This is a genomic window from Blautia sp. OM07-19, from assembly GCF_003481595.1.
GTDB lineage: Bacteria > Bacillota > Clostridia > Lachnospirales > Lachnospiraceae > Blautia_A > Blautia_A intestinihominis.
In genome coordinates this window covers 1-18,894 of sequence record NZ_QULA01000046.1, presented here as the reverse complement: position 1 = coordinate 18,894, position 18,894 = coordinate 1, and the positions used below count along the sequence as shown (strand labels likewise).

The 18,894-nt window shown below is 42.6% G+C and carries 15 protein-coding genes and 1 pseudogene; 4 read left to right on the top strand and 12 right to left on the bottom strand.

Going from position 1 to position 18,894, the window contains the following annotated elements:
* Positions 1-496 precede the first annotated feature (496 nt).
* The 3 genes from DXC01_RS20385 to DXC01_RS18390 all read left to right on the top strand — a co-directional run bounded on the left by DXC01_RS20385 (position 497) and on the right by DXC01_RS18390 (position 2,845).
* On the top strand, positions 497-793 hold the full coding sequence (locus DXC01_RS20385; RefSeq protein WP_243111669.1) for a hypothetical protein: 297 nt from the start codon (positions 497-499) through the stop codon (positions 791-793).
* A gap of 102 nt (positions 794-895) precedes the next feature.
* Entirely contained in the window at positions 896-2,053 is a 1,158-nt protein-coding gene (locus tag DXC01_RS18395; protein WP_199705045.1) for a transposase, read from the top strand.
* Between the two features lie 12 nt (positions 2,054-2,065).
* A complete protein-coding gene (locus DXC01_RS18390) occupies positions 2,066-2,845 on the top strand; it encodes an ATP-binding protein (protein ID WP_118254005.1) in 780 nt (259 codons plus the stop codon).
* Between the two features lie 19 nt (positions 2,846-2,864).
* On the opposite strand, the gene DXC01_RS18385 is transcribed toward DXC01_RS18390, so the two are convergent.
* From DXC01_RS18385 to gpr, 7 genes are all read right to left on the bottom strand, one after another.
* Positions 2,865-3,302 (bottom strand): hypothetical protein, encoded by a 438-nt coding sequence (locus tag DXC01_RS18385; RefSeq protein WP_118699567.1) that lies wholly within the window; start codon positions 3,300-3,302, stop codon positions 2,865-2,867.
* Positions 3,295-3,729 carry a phage holin family protein gene (locus tag DXC01_RS18380; protein ID WP_118699566.1) on the bottom strand — a complete coding sequence of 145 codons (435 nt, stop codon included), beginning with the start codon at positions 3,727-3,729 and terminating at the stop codon, positions 3,295-3,297. The genes DXC01_RS18385 and DXC01_RS18380 overlap by 8 nt, the downstream gene beginning before the upstream one ends.
* Before the next feature lie 84 nt (positions 3,730-3,813).
* The gene (locus DXC01_RS18375; protein WP_118254279.1) at positions 3,814-4,857 is read right to left on the bottom strand and encodes a hypothetical protein; all 1,044 of its coding nucleotides are present in this window, start codon (positions 4,855-4,857) and stop codon (positions 3,814-3,816) included.
* A 43-nt stretch (positions 4,858-4,900) separates the two neighbouring features.
* A complete protein-coding gene (locus tag DXC01_RS18370) occupies positions 4,901-7,120 on the bottom strand; it encodes an RHS repeat domain-containing protein (RefSeq protein ID WP_118699565.1) in 2,220 nt (739 codons plus the stop codon).
* Positions 7,071-11,207: a DNRLRE domain-containing protein gene (locus DXC01_RS18365; protein WP_118699564.1), complete on the bottom strand. Its 4,137-nt coding sequence runs from the start codon at positions 11,205-11,207 to the stop codon at positions 7,071-7,073. The genes DXC01_RS18370 and DXC01_RS18365 overlap by 50 nt, the downstream gene beginning before the upstream one ends.
* Before the next feature lie 160 nt (positions 11,208-11,367).
* The gene (locus DXC01_RS18360; protein ID WP_243111668.1) at positions 11,368-12,726 is read right to left on the bottom strand and encodes a stage II sporulation protein P; all 1,359 of its coding nucleotides are present in this window, start codon (positions 12,724-12,726) and stop codon (positions 11,368-11,370) included.
* 68 nt (positions 12,727-12,794) lie between these two features.
* A complete protein-coding gene (gpr, locus tag DXC01_RS18355; RefSeq protein WP_118699563.1) occupies positions 12,795-13,703 on the bottom strand; it encodes a GPR endopeptidase in 909 nt (302 codons plus the stop codon).
* Positions 13,704-14,006: 303 nt separating this feature from the next.
* On the opposite strand from gpr, the gene rpsT reads away from it, so the two are divergent.
* Positions 14,007-14,285, top strand: a complete 279-nt coding sequence (gene rpsT, locus DXC01_RS18350) for a 30S ribosomal protein S20 (protein WP_070100264.1) — start codon at positions 14,007-14,009, stop codon at positions 14,283-14,285.
* Between the two features lie 159 nt (positions 14,286-14,444).
* On the opposite strand, the gene nadA is transcribed toward rpsT, so the two are convergent.
* From nadA to DXC01_RS18325, 5 genes and pseudogenes are all read right to left on the bottom strand, one after another.
* Entirely contained in the window at positions 14,445-15,362 is a 918-nt protein-coding gene (nadA, locus tag DXC01_RS18345) for a quinolinate synthase NadA (RefSeq protein WP_022213354.1), read from the bottom strand.
* Positions 15,359-15,910: a transcription repressor NadR gene (locus DXC01_RS18340; protein WP_022213355.1), complete on the bottom strand. Its 552-nt coding sequence runs from the start codon at positions 15,908-15,910 to the stop codon at positions 15,359-15,361. The genes nadA and DXC01_RS18340 overlap by 4 nt, the downstream gene beginning before the upstream one ends.
* Before the next feature lie 14 nt (positions 15,911-15,924).
* Positions 15,925-16,776, bottom strand: coding sequence for a carboxylating nicotinate-nucleotide diphosphorylase (gene nadC, locus DXC01_RS18335; protein WP_022213356.1), 852 nt, complete (start codon positions 16,774-16,776; stop codon positions 15,925-15,927).
* Entirely contained in the window at positions 16,773-18,056 is a 1,284-nt protein-coding gene (locus DXC01_RS18330; RefSeq protein WP_118699562.1) for an L-aspartate oxidase, read from the bottom strand. Before DXC01_RS18330 ends, nadC begins: the two co-directional genes overlap by 4 nt.
* A gap of 264 nt (positions 18,057-18,320) precedes the next feature.
* A pseudogene (locus DXC01_RS18325) lies at positions 18,321-18,635 on the bottom strand (hypothetical protein); the annotation flags it as partial.
* Between the last annotated feature and the right edge of the window lie 259 nt (positions 18,636-18,894).

The window sequence follows — 18,894 nt, the reverse complement described above, 5'->3', positions numbered from 1 at the left end:
ATCCTACGCTTTCATCTCGGTAATTGAATTGCCGAGGATTCCCGCTTATTGTCCTAAAGTCGAAATGCTGCCACAGTGTTTTTTCAGAAGCGTTCCATACCAGTAATTCAGCCATTCCTGATATTCCTTTACACGCAAATTTTCCTGTTTCGTGTCTGCCTGATCTTCTGAAATCGTAGTATTGTCCTCTTTATAATCTATCAGGCAATACCCTTTTATTGATGAATCTCCGATCTGATATTTCTTGGTTTTTACAGTACCGCCGTTACTGTCGCCATATAGTGCAGAAGTATTTCCTTCATTCGTATAAACATATCCATTCCTGACATCAATTACCCGTCTGCAAATTCCGGCTCATCTGACCACGCATTCCGCTAAGAGCAGATCAGTCTTTCCGGATATAACTGAACGCGTTTCCGCTTCAGCTGATCAATAAGTTTTCAACGTGTTATAGTTCTTTCGTAGTCATCAAATGATTGCGAAAGGAGGCATAACTATGCAAGACTACAACACGATTATCGGCTCCATCCAGATGCGTTTGAATGGATGCCAGACCAGGTCCGTTATGGACCGTTACAAGATTGGCTCAGGTACATTAAATCTGATCATGAGCCGATACTATGCCAACGGAATCCCAATCGAGGAACTCCGAATGATGGCACCTAAGGAAGTTGAGAACCTTTTCTATCCGCAGAAAAATCTACAGAGGAAAGATGTCCCACTTCCAGATTTCCAGTATTACTATGACAGAATCCATGCACCAGGGAGCCGCATGAACATTTCGTTCTGTTAGCTGGATTATAAAGAAAAGAATCCTGATGGTTATGAGAAGTCACAGTTTTACGAATACTTCAACCGATTCATAGCAGAACACTATGGTGGCCAGAAGGTATCAATGGCCGTAAATCGAATCCCGGGTGAAAAGATGTATATCGACTGGGTCGGTGATCAGCCGGAACTGTTAACAGATACCGAAACGGGCGAGATCAAAAAAATCCATATCTTTGCAACCACTCTTGGAGTCAGCAGTCTAATCTATGCAGAAGCTTTTCCAAATGAGAAGCTCCCATGTTTTATAGAAGGCTGTGCCCATGCTGTTTCATTTTATGGTGCTGTTACGAAATACTTTGTGCCCGATAACCTGCGAACTGCTGTAACCAAGCACACAAAGGATGAACTTATCCTGCAGTCTACATTTGCAGATCTGGAAGATTTCTATGAAACTATAGTTCTTCCACCACCCGCTAGAAAGCCGAAAGGCAAGCCTACAGTTGAAAATCATGTACGTTATCTTGAAATACACCTGGTTGAGAAACTGAAAGAAAAGATATATGTATCATTTGAAGACCTGAATGCTGAAATCAAAAAAATAGTAGCAGTCCTCAATAAACGATCTTTTCAAGGCAAGGATTTCTCAAGACAGGATGCTTTCGAAAAGTATGACAAACCATGTATGAAACCACTGCCAGGCGGATGTTACACGGCTTGCGACTATAAAGCGGTCCTAAAAGTTCCCAACAACTACCACATCGAGTATGACGGCCACTACTACTCCGTATTGTACTCTTACTGTGGCAAGCCTGCAATCCTGAAGGCAACAGCTTCAGAGATCAGAATCTGTGATCAGTATAATCGGCTGATCTGTACACATAAGCGGTCTTATAGAGAGTTTCCGCTGTATATCACGGTAGATGAACATATGCCGCCAGAACACCTTTATTACAAAGAAGTCAATTCAAAGGATGGTAATTATTACCGCCGCTGGGCTTCTGCCATTGGTCCTGCGATGTCAGAACTGATTGACAGACTCCTTAAATCATCAAAACATGAAGAGCAGTCCTATAATGCCTGTGCAGGTATCCTGCATAAAGTAAAAACAATCCCAAAAGGTGCTGCTGAAGAAGTTGCCCGTAAATGTATAGAGATCAATTCCTGTAAGTATTTTACCTTCAAGCAGATGCTGAAAAAGATGGATGTGAAGGAACTCCCCGAGCATTCACCAGGAACACTGCCCAATCATGAAAATATCAGAGGAAAGGACTACTATAAGTAAGGGTGACGTACTATGGCATACAGATTAAAAGACTATCTTTATAACGATAAACTCACAAAGGAACAGAACATACTCATGGATCGGCTGTATAAACTTCGCATGTCCGGTATGGCTGAAGCATTTGAAAAGCAGCTGCTGGAACCAAACACAGGTCTCGAACCATTTGAAATCCGCTTTGCTGCTATTGTAAATCAGGAGTGGGATCAGCGTGAGAGTAAAAAGTTTAAACGTCTCATGAAGAAAGCGACCCTGAAATATCCTGCAGCTGATCTTGACAGTTCAATCTATGATCCAGAACGTCAGCTGAATACACACGTCATAGAACTTCTGGCCAAGTGTGATTGGATCGATGAGCCGAATAACCTGCTGATGACCGGAGGGGCCGGTGCTGGGAAAACGCACATCGCCTGCGCCTTATGTATCACAGCAATGCATCAGAACCGTACTGTTAAATACATACGTGCGAACACACTCTTAAAGGAATCAGATCATGCCAGGCAGGAAGGTACTTACTTTGAGTATTCGAATGAAATGGCAGCTTATGATCTCATGGTGATAGATGATTTCGGCTTAATGGATCTGGACATCGAGAAATGCCGCGATTTATTTGAAATCATCGAGTCCAGAGACTGCCGCAAGGCAACTATTATTATCTCACAGATTCCAGTATCCGGATGGTATCAGCTTTTTGGGGATTCCACCTACGCAGATGCCTGCTTAAGTCGAATGACATCTAAGGCATATCGCCTTGAATTTCCTGGCAGGGATCGCAGAATAACCAATAGTAATTAATCAACCTGCTGAGCTTTGCTCAGTTTGAAGCGGAATGGCGCTCCGTTCCTCCGGAACGGATGCGCAGTTCTTGCGGAATATGCACCCGTCCTATATGCGAATGTCGAAATACTATCAGTGAGCCAATTCCGGGACTTCTGGAAATTTTTCCTTTTCTCTCAAATGCATCATAGATCTCAAAACAGTTATAGGCACGATAACTGTTTCTGCTCATGCAAAAATGTTTTAATGCTGTCTCTACTCCAAATATCCTGGCTTCCAGCCAGAACTGATACGTCGCACACCAGGGTTGTCCCTGACATCCATCCAGTCCCCAGTTATTTACATCTCTTGCATATTTTGTATAGTTATTATATCCGGCATTCCCATGTGGATCATCCAGCATCGCAGCTGATGCTTTTTCCTGATACCCAATCTGCTGTTCTGCCAGTTTTAACAGTTCTTTCAGTCTAGCCATTTTCCTTCATCTTACTTTCTGCTGATGTTTTCAGGACATCCACTGCTCTTTTAATTCCTTCCGGAAGCGGAATACCCATCAGTCCTGCATTTTCTACAATGGATAACGTTTCATTCGCGATAAATCCAACGCAGACCACATCCCGTGCATAATCAATTCCAAGAAGACTGTCCAATTGTGCTGCTATCAGCACATAAAATAATGTCATCGCCTTACGACAAAGTCCTTTCCATCCGGCTCTGCTTTCCAGTGCTCCGTTTGGGGACTTTGGACTTCTGCCAAATACTACCGGCAGAAGAATGCCACCTGTGATCCAGTCCACAATCATAAAAATCACCAACGTCTGTAAAGCTTTATCCCATCCGCCAAACAATGCAGCAAATGTACCACCCGCCAGTGCTGTGGCTGCAAAAATTTTATATTTCATGTTCCTTCACCTCATCTTTCGTATAAAAATCTCTTAAAAAAAGGTATAAAAATGGAAGCGGCAGGGAAACCGCCTCCGATTTTATCAACAATCATCTAATGGAATAAATTTTAATATTTCCATAAATTCTGTTTTCATTTCCTGATATTGCATATCCTGTACATTGTTTTTCATTTTTGGCATATATATCATATATTCATCTAATACAACTCCTATTAAAAAGCAATCTTCCTGACCTGCTTTTATTGATTTGCAAAAGATATTTTCAAATGTTTCAGATTTTTTTTGAACGCATATGACATACATAAGATAAGGATTTCCTAATGGTAGGTCACCTTTTCTCAAACCACTTCGGATTTTTTTGTACAAAAACTTGTTTAATTGTTCTATATATGTATTACTCAATATATCTACATACATCTGCACAAATATCCTGATTTTTTCCTGCTCTCTGTCTTCTTCAATTAGCATATGCACATTTTCTTTTAATTCACCTACACTTTCCCTATACTCCCAGCTACTTCCTCTGAATTGATTCCTAAAGCTTTTTTCCACTCTATAAATCCATTCTCTGTACGAAAGTTCTCTCGGATAGACCAATATCTCATATCCATCTTCTTGTTTTTCTCCCGGAATTATAATTTTTTTACGACATATTTTTTTCAGCTTTTCGCTTCTAGTGTTATTAATAACTCTAGTATAATATGTTAAAAACACCAAATTCACACAACTATTAACGCAAATCCAAACTGTAATTGCGATATAAATCCGTAATCTAGCATCTTCGTTCATGCCAAATATTCCATTCATATCTATATAACGAATATAAAAACCATTTAACAAGTTCAAGCATATCACACTAATCTGTATAATTGACACAATTTGGCAAAAATAAAAACCTTTCAAATTTGACATTTTTCTATATATATTTCTCTTATAATTTTTCCTGAAATGTCCTTTTACAAATAACGGATTTGAGGCATTCTCACGCATTGCAATTCGAGTATTTTCATCACTAAAAATATTCCCTCCCTTACTATACGGCCTAAGCATGTGTCTCTGACACCCTTTACAAATTATATCAATCGCCAATATAACTACTATGATTTCTTTTATTAACTCCAACACATCTTTTCACCTAATTCCTTTCAGATGAAGATTCGGGATAACATCATACGATCTTATATACACGCTTTACAATTGATTTGTCTTTTCCATAATACAAATGTGAATATATCGTAACTTTTCCATTATATCTCCGTTCTTCTCCTATAATCGGTCCCATATAACCAGAATATCCTTTTGAGACACCTCTTGAAGCCCCATTTCCTCTTACTGTCGAACTAGTCATATTATAAATTCCTCTTTTAGTTTTTCGTTTGAACTGATTTCCTGCAATTTCATTTAACTGCGTTCTTATATTTATGTCCTTTACTTCAGCATTACTACTAACTTTAAATTTCCATTTAGCTTCTATGCCTGCAAAGTCATTTCCTTTGCCACCAAAATATGCAAGAGCTCCACTAACTGTAGCCTGACACGCAATTTCCATACCATCATCTTCGTTCATAATTCCACTTATCACACTTGTTGCTACATTTGTGACAATTTGCCATCCTACCGTTGCAGCACTCGCACCTACTGCCATTACAATACCATCTAACGTAGCCTGTGCAACAGTTTTCATGTTCAACTCTTTTTTTTCAAATACTAACTGATAACCGAGAGAAATTCCAGCACCGACTGCTCCGGCCAATAACACCTGCCATATATTACCCTTACTATCGCTTCTTACAATTGGATTCTGGTTACAATAAATATAAAGATTTCTATTATGAAAAGTTTCTAATGATGCTTCCACTGTTGTTATTGCATCAGACCCAATAAACCTTCTCAACCCCGGGTCATAATACCGGTTTTTGAGATAGTACATTCCTGTTTCATTGTCGTAATAATAACCTCTGTAGCGGAATGGGTTCTGGATGCCTACGGTGTCTTTGAGGCTGCCGGTAATGCTTAACAGTTTTCCCCAACTGTCATAAACATAGTTTACTACAGTTTTTCCAGAATCGTCAACCAGTGCCACAATATCATTCTGAACATTTCTCACGTAGTAATAGTATTTTCCAGCAATAATTATTGCCACAAGATTTGCACCTGAATCATAAACATACCATGTAGTCCCTCCATTACAGGTTTCAGACGCAAGCAGATCTCCTGCCATATGATAATTTGTGATAACGCCATCCACCACTTTCTTCACTCTGGCACCGGTATGATCATAAAAATACTGAGCTTTTCTACCATTATCTACACAGGCAAGTTTACGTCCCATCGTCCATGTGTAAACAGTATCTCCCCTGGTAAGCATATTGCCGACTGCATCATAAGTCATGGCAGTACCATCCCAATTCAGGAGCTGGTCTTTCCATGTGCTACTGTATGTACCAGTTTCCTCGTGAACCGGAGTTTCCGGTAAGGTTCCCTCGGTGTACGCATATTCTTTTACAGACTTCAGATTGCCACCCTGATCGTATGCATAGACAATTGTTTTGTCCTGGCTCTGACTGTTTTCACGAATCAGCTGATTACGTTCATCATACTGGAAGGTGTCTTTTAAAATTTTCTCTGTCGAACCCTTATGTGGTACTCTTTGAATTTCCGTAATATTTCCGTTTCGATCATATTTATAACTGTAGCTGCATTCCTGTACATCCATTTCAGACGGTAATGCGTATTCTTTATTTTTCTCTGCATCTGGATATTTATATGTCATAGACATACTTGTATCACCGTTCTCCGCAGAAAAACTTTGTTTGGTTACTCTTCCAAGATTGTCATAATCTGTAGATCTGGTAAATTTACCTGCCATACGAACTTCTTTTTCTCGTCCATCCTTATCATAGGTATATCCTGTTGTCAGTTTTGCTCTGCCATCTGTATGGAACATTCTGATCATCTGATTATTTGCATCATAAGTATATTCATAGCATACGCCGCTTTCGTCACGTACACGCATCAGTCGGTCAAGGAAATCATAATCCAGTTCATAAGTTTTGCCAGATAAATGATTTGTCACCTTGCAAAGGTTTCCCTCTTTATTATAAATATAACTGTTCAGTCGCTGTTCTGATGATCCTGCTGGCTTCAGATAGCTTATAGAAAAACGATCCTGTGTGTCGTAAGTGTAGCGAATTTCATCGCCATTTGCATAAATTGTTTTCAGCAGCTTTCCATTCTGTGCTTCGTACTCATAAGAAATCACCTGATTACCTGCAATTGATACAGCAGTAGTATTTCCAAACACATCATAGGTAAATCCATAATTGAATCCATTATGCTCAATCCCCGCAAGCCTGTCTTTTGTGTAGGTGTAGATGTTTTTTACCACCTGTTTTTTTCCATTTTCCACTGGTCACGTTATGTTTTTTGTCATATGTGTAAGTGTATTTGCTTCCCTTCGGATCTGTAATACCCGTCAGATCACTTCCGGCATTGTACTCAAATTTTGTTGCATTCTTCTGAGAATCTACCGCTGAAACCAGGTTGTTCTTATCATCATATGTATAGGTCTGTCCAAACTCTTCACGATAAAGAGACAGACCGTCAAAATACGCTGTATTTGCATTTTTGCAATAAGTATAGGAAATTTTTACTTTGCTGTAGTCTTTCTTGGCGACATAAATATCACTCAGGAACTGCCAGTCCAGAATATCCGGGCTGAAATTTGTGTAATGCACATCAGTTGTGTCATCTGCTGCCACAAAAACAACTTCGACACCAAATCGGCGATTCTTATCATTGTCTGTTTCCGGAAGACAGGTTCCCCTTCCCCATGCGTTTACCATGAAGGTATCGCCTTTCTTTCCTGTAAGATCCAGAACCTTTGTCAGTCGTTTGGATACTTTCGGCTCACCCATAAAGCGGAAAATATGTTTTTCCAGTCCTCCGACACCTTCTGTGACTGTTTCTGATGCCAGACGGTATACTGCCGGTTCCTGCTTTAATGTGCAATATCTGGATGGGACAAAGCAGAATCTTCCACCCCACTGAATTGCATACCATTTTGTGCCGGATTTCATCAGGACTCCTCGCAAAAGGATATTTTTCCCTTTTTCCAGAGTAGTAAGCACCTTACCGGAAAGTGAAGGAGAATCATACAGCTTATCCTCCTGTGACATTGTTCCTGATGGATAATTTCTGCATAAACGAATCACAGATTCTTCCTTCATGTATCCGGTATAGCGTTTTTTATCAATCTGCATTCCCAGATAGAGCCAGTTTTTTCCATCCGCATCTGTTTTTACAGAACGCACCGCCGCACATGTTCCTCTTGGAATTGCTTCTTCTACAATGCTTCCGCTGTCCGATGCTGAAGATCGTAAAACCGCACCGGAAACTCCAACCACTGCCGAATGGTCTCCTGTATTGCCTCCCAGATACGCAGTTGCATGACCACCATGAAGATATCCCCGCTTTCCTGCCGCAGTACGTACCTTGTACCAGTAGATATCTTCATTTTTCTCATAACAGAGTGCATACAGATGTGTACCTTTTGTCACTTCCACAACCTTTGTGCCGTTTAAGGATGGAGTTGCATAGACTGTACTCTTTGCAGCAGACACGACGATTGCACTCTGCACCGGAATAATATTAGAGGTTCCAACAGAAGTCAGTCCATCCTCAAAACTTCCTGTTTTTGTAAAACCAGATGTGATTCCAAGATGGAAGTCTCCATTATCCACCAGATTGCAGCGGCTGACTGTACTTCCTGTTTCCAGCTGTGCCATATCACCATATACTGTGCAGATCGTATGCATTGCCACCAGATAAACTCTCACAGAAGTTTTTACAATATCTGCCGGAAGTGTAAATGTTTTGTGCAGATGGATAAAATCTGTTGTTGTCGATTTCAGCTGTTCACTGTCTTCGTAATGCCATACATTATCCTTATCCTGATATCTTGCTCTCAGGAACACTGCACCATCTGATGCTCGATCCATTTTTGTAACTTTTACAAACATGGAAGCTGTGTATGTCTGTCCTTTGAGAAGTGACACATCCTGATACCAGCATACAGATCCTGTCTTTGCCGTGCTCTCCAGTTTTAATGATCGATTGCCAACTTTACATAACGCAGTATTCGTATTGATTTCAGTCTTTCCGCTGCCATCTGAACTGATTTCTGTTTTCCAGCCACACGTTGCAGCCTGAATGATCGGATCTTTCAGAAGCTGAACAACATTTGTCTGTAACTTTGTTGCATTTTCCAGGCAATTCACATGATTTCCACTGCGGTTATATTTTCCACTGGCTGCATGTCCGAATCCATCATGAATGTGAATCAGGTTTCCGCTGTTGTTAAAACGGTATATTTCGCTTCGTTTTTTATTGTCTGTAAACTTCGTGCTGTTGTATCCATAAGTCAGAGACAGACTGTTGCCCTTCTGTGTTCCGGCATATTCTGTAATACTCTTTACACGATAAGGTTTTGTTCCATAATAACCGTATTTTACAGAATATCCGTCAATATTATGAACTTCTGTCAGCATATGATTTCCATTGTAGACGTATTTTACTTTTTCGCCGTCAATATCTGTAATGCCTGTAAGATTGCCGCTGCAGTAAGTAAATGTCTTTTTATTTCCGGAAGGACCTGTAATCTGTGTCAGTGTAGTACGTTTTCCATTATTGTCTAACAGGTAATCAAGCGTTGTTTTTCTTCCTGATCCATCTGTAATGGAAATGATTCTCTGCTCTGCCCAGGATATGGATAAACAATTTCCATTTTTATCCTGAACTTTTACCAGCCATCCATTACGGAACCGGAGCTGATTATCTTCTTTGTCATGAATTACAAGCTGCTCTGTTCCATCCGTGTGAATTGTGAGAGTCTGCTCCAGACCAGATTCGTCTTTCCATTTCTTCTCAGTAGAATCATAATAAAAATAATGAATCGTACCATCTCCGTCTGTATGTTTGTAATAATCAGTGCCTCCAATCTTTGTTTTTACCAGTGTCTGATGATAGTTCAGTGCAAATCCATATCCATATCCCAGATCTGTGGCACAGTTGTTACTGTTATACACATGCGAAAGTGCCATAGGCTCAAGGCTGCCTTCTGTGTTCATCGTGTCATGAATCATGATCAGATTTCCATTATAATCATTCACATGAACTGTCCCGGCTCTTCCCGCATCCTGACTGTGATAAGTCCAGTAATCTTCCAGACCAGAATAGTTCACATAAGAAATATCAATTCTCGGTCTCATATCCTGGTATCCATTGTCACAATCGGATGAAAGAAATTCTGTATATCCAGATAATTCATAATCGTCTTTCAGCATCAGACCATAGTTTCCACCATTCTGATACCAGTCTTTCACCATACGGGTGATATCCATGGTGATATATTTCTGTTTATCGCCTTTATAACAGCACAGATCTTCTATTGTTTCAGAGTACAGCGGCTTATTATACCAGTTAATAGAATTCGAGTTCCATGCATGAAGAACTTTATGTACTTCTACAGTACGTTCTTTGTTGTCCTCTGCCAGAGATACAAGCACCAGTCTGGCACTCACTACCATATCTCCGGTTTTCATTTCAGGAAGCTCAAAACGTATAAAGCTTCTCTGTACTTCATCTCCTCCCATCGTTTTCAGAATAATACTTTTCTGAAAATTATCCTCTTCATACAGAGAATCCACATGGGCATCATAGATTTCGGAAGCTTTCTTTGATGTAGTTGTTACCGGGTCGATCACAACTGGGTAGATACGTTCCTGGGCTTTCAACCACATCTGATTCGGGAGAAATGTAATGCGGCAAATATTCTCTTCCAGATTTTCTGATTTAAGAAGAATCGCTTCTGTTTTTTGTCCTGCTGCATCTCTCATGCATGGTGCATGGACACAAAATACTTCTTCTCCGTCTGTATCCAGAAAATGCACACAGTTATTTTCCAGAACAGGAGTTACTTCTGTCATCTGGTATAACATTGCGTATTCTTCTCTGACTGCTTCCGGGCTGTGAAGAATAATGTCTTCTTTAAGTCCTTCGCCATGCACTCTGCACTGCAGATCCGTGTTTTCAAAAATCCCCGGATATGTAACAAGATTATCTTCTGTTTTTTCAGCTTTAACAGAAGCCGCTGCACCTTCCATTCCCCATCGTAGAGCACAGGTGTCCATTGTAAGTGATGCCGTTGCTGCCGGTTCTGCACTGTCCATCAGCTGAATCGCCAGCTTGCCTTTATTATTGCAGAATTTTCTGTTTCCCGTTCCGCCAATACTTCTTCCAAATGCAACTTCCTCTAATGTGTCATCCATTTCTTTCCAGCTTCCATCCTCATCTTCATAATGGACTGGTTCCATATAGATTTCTACTGTTCGGGAGTGATCCTGATTTTCGAACACCTTACGGTTTGCTGTACGTTTCTCTTTTAATTCTGAGCGTGTAATTTTTTCTTTTGTCATTTGTATGTTCTCCTTTTATATGATTTTATTTTAGATAATGTAAATTTTCCGGAATTAATTTACATTTAAAATCATATATTAAGAACATGTGTTTGTATACATCAAAACAGATTGCTTTGTTACCAGTTATGATATGTTTTTATATTCCAGGATTCCATTTTTAATTTTGCAGTACGCGGTTTAAAATATCTGCGAATGGCTCCATAGCGTTTTTTACTTCCTGGACGGTGTTGGTCTGGGCTCCGGCTTCGACGAGGACGGATCTTGGGCGCAGGTGGAGGTTGTAACGGTATCCGGCGAGGTAGATACCTCTGTAAAAATCTGGATAATACTGTGCCGCCTGGTATTCCATCTGGAATGAAAACGCCAGGTTGTCCTGAATATATGGATTTGGCAGATAATCAAGGTTTCCTCTCGCGGTCGTATAACTCAAGCCATTGTAAAACATGATCTGCGCAGTCGGTTTTCCGTTGATCTCAGTCACAAGATGCCGGTTCTCTGGCACGCCGTCACGGTGGAGGTCGATCACAACTTCTATCGAAGGATTTTCTTCCAGAATCATTTCCAGATACGGTCCCGCATAATCATAGGCGGCACTGCGGTCCAGCTCGCCGCTTTCCATATCGAAGGCTTCTGTCACGTGAATCACCTGATATCCGTAGTTTTTAGCCAGTAGTTCTGTCAGGTAATTTCCCACACCGATGATCGTATCTTCAACCGCGCCTTCTCTTGAATCCGCAAAAGCTTCCTGCGAATGTGTATGATAGAGCAAAATCTGCGGTTTCGCGGCATCTTTCTGTATGGTCAGGTCTTCTCCGAGAAGTTCTGCTGCATTTAACTGATCTGCATTTGTGGTGGTCTGCGAATCCACGATGAAAAACTGATTCATGAGGTAGTCATAATCTGCGAGGGTCTGCGGTGAGAGGTCGATGCGCGGTGCAGGCTGTATGCTGTTTGAAGCCAAGATAGTCTGCGTTACTTCCGGTATGACAGTGGCAGGTTTGTCCTGCTGAGATTTATCTGTTTCTTTTTCAGAATCTTTTTCTGTCTGTTTTATATTTTCATCTTCAGAAGGCTCTTTTTGCTGCTGTTTATCCTCTTCTTTTGTCTTTATTTCTGTCTGTGCCTGTCCCGGTTCTGCCTCCGCTGTAACTGTCGACTCTGTTTTCTTCACACCTTCTGTCGTCTCTGTTGGCTCCACATCTTCTGTTTTTCTCTCTACATCTTCAGCTTGTCCCACAGAATTCTCCGCCACGGCTTTCTCCTGCTCGTCCCGCACCTCTTCATTCTCTTTTTCCACCATCGCGCCGAGAGATTCTGTATGGTTTTCCACAATCTTCGCATACGTATCGGGATCTTTCCGCTGGAAATCATGGGCAGCTTTCCGCTCAAGAAATCGAAACAGCGGCAGCTGCCTATACACATTTTTCTGCAGGATAAAAGAACCCGGCATCACTGCCAGCACAGCAAAAAAAGCCAGGCATATGAGGGTACAGATCGTCTTCCGGGTTCTTGTCACAGAATCACCTCTTTCAAGGTATCCTATGATAAAAATTCCGGAATTATGCCCGTTCCTGTTACTCAAAATCACACTTCAGAAAAAGCGATATTCAGCCCTTCTGAAATCGTAAAGCTCAAATATTTCACTGTCTCGTCCACATCCTTCGGTGTCACAAACATACTGTAAAGATTCGGTGTGATCATCTCCTCCAGAAATTCCTTCTGTTCCGTTTCCTCCAGTGCATCCAGAAGATGCTCCATCGAATCATGCACGATCGTCGCCGCATCTACAACTGTCGGCACACCGATCCCGATCACTTTTACCTGAAGATTTTCTTCCGTGAGACCATTCCTGTGATTTCCCACACCAGATCCCGGGTGGATTCCCGTATCTGTGATCTGGATCGTCCGGTTCAGTCTTCGCACACTCCGCGCTGCAAGTGCATCGATTGCAACCACCACATCCGGTTTCGTCTCTGAAACAATGCCCTGCACGATCTCTGCCGTCTCCATTCCTGTCTGCGCCATAACACCCGGCACGATCCCGCTGACGCAGTGTATTTTTTCCTGCCCGATCCCGCGAAGCCCGTACTCCCTGATAAGATGCCGTGTCATATGAAGATTCTCAATCACATGCGGTCCCAGTGCATCTGCTGTGATCGCTGCGTTTCCAAGCCCCACCACAAGGATTGATTTTTCCTTTTCCAGATTGATCAGTTTCCTCAGATGCCGTGAGATCTCCTGTGAAATTTCCCTGTGATAATCCTCATCCGCATTTGAAAGATCCGGAGCTTCTATTGTGATATAATTTCCCTGCGGACGCCCCATTGACTTTGCCCCGTTTTCTGTAACGATCTTTACGACCGTTGTCCTGATATCTTTTTCCTCATCGTAGTCTTCCTGGATCTCCACACCCCGGATCTCCGTATTTTCCTGTGCAAACCGCTCCGTTGTTTCCAGTGCAAGATCTGTTCGAATCCTTCTGCTGCCAGCCATATCGTATCCTCCTGATGCTGTGATTTGTTATGTTTCCCGTACCTGTTCAGCAGGCATTATCCTGCGTAATTATGATGGCACTGAACCATCACTATTACTTTTTGTAATTCCCGGAATAATTATGTACAAAAATCCAGAGATAAATCGGGGCATACTTTCAAAGTTGCTATATTCTGTCATTTTTTTGACATTTATGGATTTTCCTATTGACAATCCAGGATAAATATAATAATATATATAAGCATGTTTACAGGAACGCCCGTGTCTGTTTCTGTGACAACGACACATTATTATAAATCTGAAATGGAGGTGTACCAATTGGCTAACATCAAATCTGCAAAGAAAAGAATTTTAGTAAACAGAACTAAAGCTGCTAGAAACAAATCTATCCGTTCTGCTGTTAAAACTTCCATCAAGAAAGTAGAAACTGCAGTTCAGAAAAACGATAAAGCTGCTGCACAGGCTGCTCTTACAGAGGCTATCTCTACAATCAGCAAAGCAACATCTAAAGGTGTTTATCACAAAAACAACTGTGCAAGAAAGATTTCCCGTCTGTCTAAAGCTGTCAACAGCATTGGCTAATTCAGGAAATTACAGTTTTTAATTATAAGCTTATAATTAAAAGGACAGTCACAAACCGTCAGTGACTGTCTTTTTTTATTTCTATAATAAAAAAACTGCCGCGCGCACCATGATACCGACTATAGTATCTGCGAATGGCAGTTTATTATTCTCTCTTTATCAGCCTCCAAGCTCCACCATGCGGTTAATGCAGCGGCCGGCTCCTTCCATTACATTCTCCGGAAGTTCGATCACTTCTCCGCCTGTTCCTTTGAGGCAGTTGTAAATATCCATCAGAGTGGTGATCTTCATGTTCATACAGGTCAGCATGACAGACAGTGGATAAAATTTCTTATCCGGGCATTCGAACTGTAAATGTTCTACGATGCTGTTCTCTGTTCCGATGATGAATTCTTTGTTCGGAGATTTTTTTGCAAAATCCATGATTCCTGTTGTGGAACCAACGTAGTCGGCTTTCTCTACGACTTCTTCACGGCATTCCGGATGTACCAGAAGAAGTGCGTCCGGATGTGCCTGTTTTGCTTTTTCGACATCTTTGGCACTGACTACGATATGTCTTGGACATCCACCTTTGTAGAATGCGAATGTTTTCTCCGGAAGTTTCTCAGCTACGAAGCGTCCGAGGTTCGGGTCCGGGATAAAAAGGATCTTGTCGTTTTCCAGTTTGCTGCAGATCTGGACTGCGGAAGAAGAAGTCACGCACACGTCGCACTCTGTCTTGAGTTCAGAAGTTGTGTTAATGTAGGCAACAACTGCATGATCCGGATACTCTGCCTTGAGTTTGCGAAGGCCTTCCAGGTCAAGCTGCTCTGCCATTGGACATCCTGCAACCGGGTTTGCAAGCCAGACTTTTTTGTCCGGGCTTAATACTTTGCAGGTTTCTGCCATAAAACGCACACCGCACATGATCACGCCGCTGCAGTCGCTCTTGGCAGCCTGCACGCTGAGTCCGTAGGAGTCTCCCATATAATCTGCAACTTCCAGGATCTCCTGTCCCTGATAAGCATGTGCAAGGATGCAGACATCCTGCTCTTTTTTCATACGCAGGATCTCCTGCTGAATTTCTTTGATCGTCATAACTTTATCTTTCCTTTCCCTGTAGTCTGTTCCCAGGGCTGAAGCGGTGCAAGGAATCCTGCCTCTCCCAGTTGTTTCTCGATCAGATCAAGTCTCTCCTCACTGGATGCCTCGATCAAATGGTAATGATATCCGGATGTGGCACTTGAAAGTACCGTTGAACGGCTGTTCCTGAGTGCTTCTGCAAATTCATTTACATCCTGTCTGGAACGGATATCCATCTCAGCCGTAACTCGTCCGTAAACACGGTGGCTGATGCTTATATTTTTGACATGACCGCCACAGTCCACGATCAGATTCAGCTCCTCCGCTGCTTTGTCCTGACTGTGGCGTACCTTGAATTCTCTTGTAAAACTACTGTCCTGCTGTATCACATATCCTTTTGTTGTAGAGAGGATTCCTGGCGTAGATGCCCGGATCACTGCCAGATCCTGTACAATGACCTGACGGCTGACCCCAAATCTGCCTGCCAGTTCTCTCGCTGCCACCGGGGCATCCGCATTGTGGAGGATCTTAAGGATTTCTCCACGTCTTTCCGCGGTGTTCATAAGATTCCCTCCTCTCACACTGCATGAAGATTCTTCATGGAAATGTCAAGGATCGGTGCGGAATGTGTCAGGGCACCGCTGGAAACAAAATCAACGCCGATCTCGCGGATCTTCTGGATATTTTCTTTTGTGATATTTCCGGAACACTCTGTCTGTGCTCTTCCGTCGATCAGTTCAACTGCCTGTTTCATTACTTCCGGTGTCATGTTGTCAAGCATGATGATGTCTGCTCCTGCCTCTACTGCTTCTTTAACCTGATCCAGAGTCTCTACCTCGATCTCGATCTTGCGGACAAACGGTGCGTAAGCTTTTGCCATCTGAACGGCTTTTGTGACACTTCCTGCTGCTCCGATGTGGTTGTCTTTAAGAAGAACTCCATCAGAAAGATTATATCTGTGATTACAGCCGCCTCCGACTCTTACTGCATATTTCTCGAATACACGGCAGTTTGGTGTGGTCTTACGGGTATCAAGAAGAGTTACATTGCTTCCCTCGAGAAGTTTTGCAACCTGTCTGGTGTAGGTCGCGATACCGCTCATTCTCTGAAGGTAGTTGAGTGCTACTCTCTCTCCGGAAAGGAGAACACGGATGTCACCTGTTACCGTTGCCATCAGATCACCTTTTTTGACTTCATCACCGTCTTTGCAGTGAAAATCGATCTCTGTTTTTTCGTCAAGGATTGTAAATACTCTTGCGTAAATGTCAAGACCTGCTACAACACCATCTTCTTTTGCGATAAGGTCTACGGTTCCCTTAGTTGCAGTCGGCATAACTGCGTTTGTGGAAACGTCCTCGCTTGTGATATCTTCCTGTAATGCCATGCGGATCAGCTGATCTGCCTGCATTTTCATTGTAATTTCGTTCATGCTCTTTTCATCCTTTCGATTTCATTCCATACCATTTTGTGATAGCCGTCGAGGATCGCATCGCGGTCTTCGTACATGCTGGTATCTATTGTATTGACCGGGCATTTTTCCGGTTTTCCTGCAAATATAATATCATCTGCTGCCCTTCTTGCAAAGACCAGAGATTCCAGAAGTGAGTTGCTTGCCAGTCGGTTCTTGCCGTGAACGCCGTTGCAGCTTGTCTCACCGCAGGCATAAAGCCCCTTCATGGAGGTGCGGCTTCCGAGGTCTGCCTGGATTCCTCCCATGAAGTAATGCTGTGCCGGAACTACCGGAATCGGCTCTTTGCGTGGGTCAAAGCCCTCTTCCATGCATCTGTGGAAAATATTCGGGAAGTGTTTCAGGATCGTTTCTTCGCCGAGAGGACGCATGTCTTCCCAGACAAATTCTGTGTCGTCTTTCTCCATCTGTGTGAAGATTGCCTGGCTTAAGAGGTCACGTGGCTGAAGTTCTTCTGTGAATCGCTGTCCGTTCTTATCGTACAGGAGTGCTCCCTCGCCTCTTACAGATTCGGAGATCAGGAAGCGTCTGCCTGGTTTGTGGGAATACAGGGTTGTCGGGTGGATCTGCACGTAATCCAGATGTTCGAGTACTACCTGATGTTTCATTGCGATTCCGAGACCGTCACCGGCGATGTGCGGGAAGTTGGTGGAGTTTTTGTAAAGTCCGCCGAGACCGCCGCAGGCAAGGACTACATATGGAGAGCGGACCGGATATACGTTATTCTTCTCATCCATGATGATAACACCGCCGCAGATGTTGTCCTTTGCGATCAGATCGACCATGGTCATGTATTCGCAGATCTCGATGTTGTCCCTAGTCTGGGCTTCGCTCAAGAGTGTCTGAGTGATCTGTTTGCCTGTGACATCCTCGTAAAAAAGGATTCGTGGCTGTGAGTGTGCGCCTTCTCTGGTGAATGCGAGTTCGCCATTTGCATCACGTTCGAAGGTGACATTGTGGCGGATGAGATCGCGGATGATGCTGTTGGAACTGCGGATCATGAGGTCTACGGCTTTTTTGTTGTTTTCGTAATGGCCTGCACGCATGGTGTCTTCAAAATAGTTGTCATAGTCTTCTTCTCCGCGGAGCATGCAGATTCCGCCCTGTGCAAGAAAGGAATCAGACTGGTCTGCCTGTTGCTTTGTGATCATCAGAACTTTCATCCTGGAAGGCAGATTCAGAGCGCAGTAAAGCCCTGCGGCTCCGGTTCCTACTATTATGGCGTCGTAATATTCTTTCATTTCTTTATCCTCTTGCCGGATAATCCGGACTTTCCTTTTATCATTTCCGCCAGTATACCACCAGACATGATAGGTGTCAAGACACCTGTGTATATTGTTATAAGGGTAGGGGGACGTTGCGGGGGAGAGGGAGTCAGTCAGGGATGCATCTGCAGGAGTCCCTCTCTCCCGCAACTCACACTATCCCCCCAGCCAATATAGCACCTCCCAAAGCGGACGCGGGGTCCCACGAGCGCTTCGCTGCGTGGGACCCCGCTGAGAGTGGTGAAATAAATCTCTTAACGACATGTTGGGGTTATAGGTTGACTGGTGCTCATACAAAAATAAATTTGTATCAATAATAAACGCCAGGTCATTCTTCATTCCCATATAAATCGCATTCTCAAGTGTCACAATCTCCAGATCATCTGCATTCTCATACGCTGTTCCATTAATTGCATTATACAGAGATAACAGATTCTTACGATCCGAAAACAGCATCCGGAACACCGTATCTTTGTACTTCCTGTTCGCTGTCAGTGTAATTTCCGTTTTTCTGATCTTCTTTGCAGTTACTTTCCGGTTCTTTCTTTTTGCCATAGGCAGTACCTCCTGTTATACACAGGAATCCAAGAACGTATCGTGCTATTTTCATCACCACTTCGAACCCCTGCTTTCTGAATTTAATTGGATTTAAAAGCATGGATTTCTGAAATGATTTTAGAAAATAAATAGACGGCAAAAATGCCCTGAACTTTTGAGAAATATGCTTTGTTTTATATTAGCATCCTTTTCGTCTTCAGTGAATCAACAACTCTATCCTCACACGACTGAAGTCGCGTGCTTCCGGACGCTTTAG

Bases quoted from the DNA above. Each gene is read 5' to 3' on its own strand.
- DXC01_RS18330 (WP_118699562.1), bottom strand. From the start codon at position 18,056: ATGAAAGAATATTACGACGCCATAATAGTAGGAACCGGAGCCGCAGGG.
- DXC01_RS18365 (WP_118699564.1), bottom strand. From the start codon at position 11,207: ATGACAAAAGAAAAAATTACACGCTCAGAATTAAAAGAGAAACGTACA.
- DXC01_RS18395 (WP_199705045.1), top strand. From the start codon at position 896: ATGGCCGTAAATCGAATCCCGGGTGAAAAGATGTATATCGACTGGGTC.
- nadA (WP_022213354.1), bottom strand. From the start codon at position 15,362: ATGACGATCAAAGAAATTCAGCAGGAGATCCTGCGTATGAAAAAAGAG.
- DXC01_RS18380 (WP_118699566.1), bottom strand. From the start codon at position 3,729: ATGAAATATAAAATTTTTGCAGCCACAGCACTGGCGGGTGGTACATTT.
- DXC01_RS18385 (WP_118699567.1), bottom strand. From the start codon at position 3,302: ATGGCTAGACTGAAAGAACTGTTAAAACTGGCAGAACAGCAGATTGGG.
- DXC01_RS18390 (WP_118254005.1), top strand. From the start codon at position 2,066: ATGGCATACAGATTAAAAGACTATCTTTATAACGATAAACTCACAAAG.
- DXC01_RS18340 (WP_022213355.1), bottom strand. From the start codon at position 15,910: ATGAACACCGCGGAAAGACGTGGAGAAATCCTTAAGATCCTCCACAAT.
- DXC01_RS20385 (WP_243111669.1), top strand. From the start codon at position 497: ATGCAAGACTACAACACGATTATCGGCTCCATCCAGATGCGTTTGAAT.
- rpsT (WP_070100264.1), top strand. From the start codon at position 14,007: ATGGAGGTGTACCAATTGGCTAACATCAAATCTGCAAAGAAAAGAATT.
- nadC (WP_022213356.1), bottom strand. From the start codon at position 16,776: ATGAACGAAATTACAATGAAAATGCAGGCAGATCAGCTGATCCGCATG.
- gpr (WP_118699563.1), bottom strand. From the start codon at position 13,703: ATGGCTGGCAGCAGAAGGATTCGAACAGATCTTGCACTGGAAACAACG.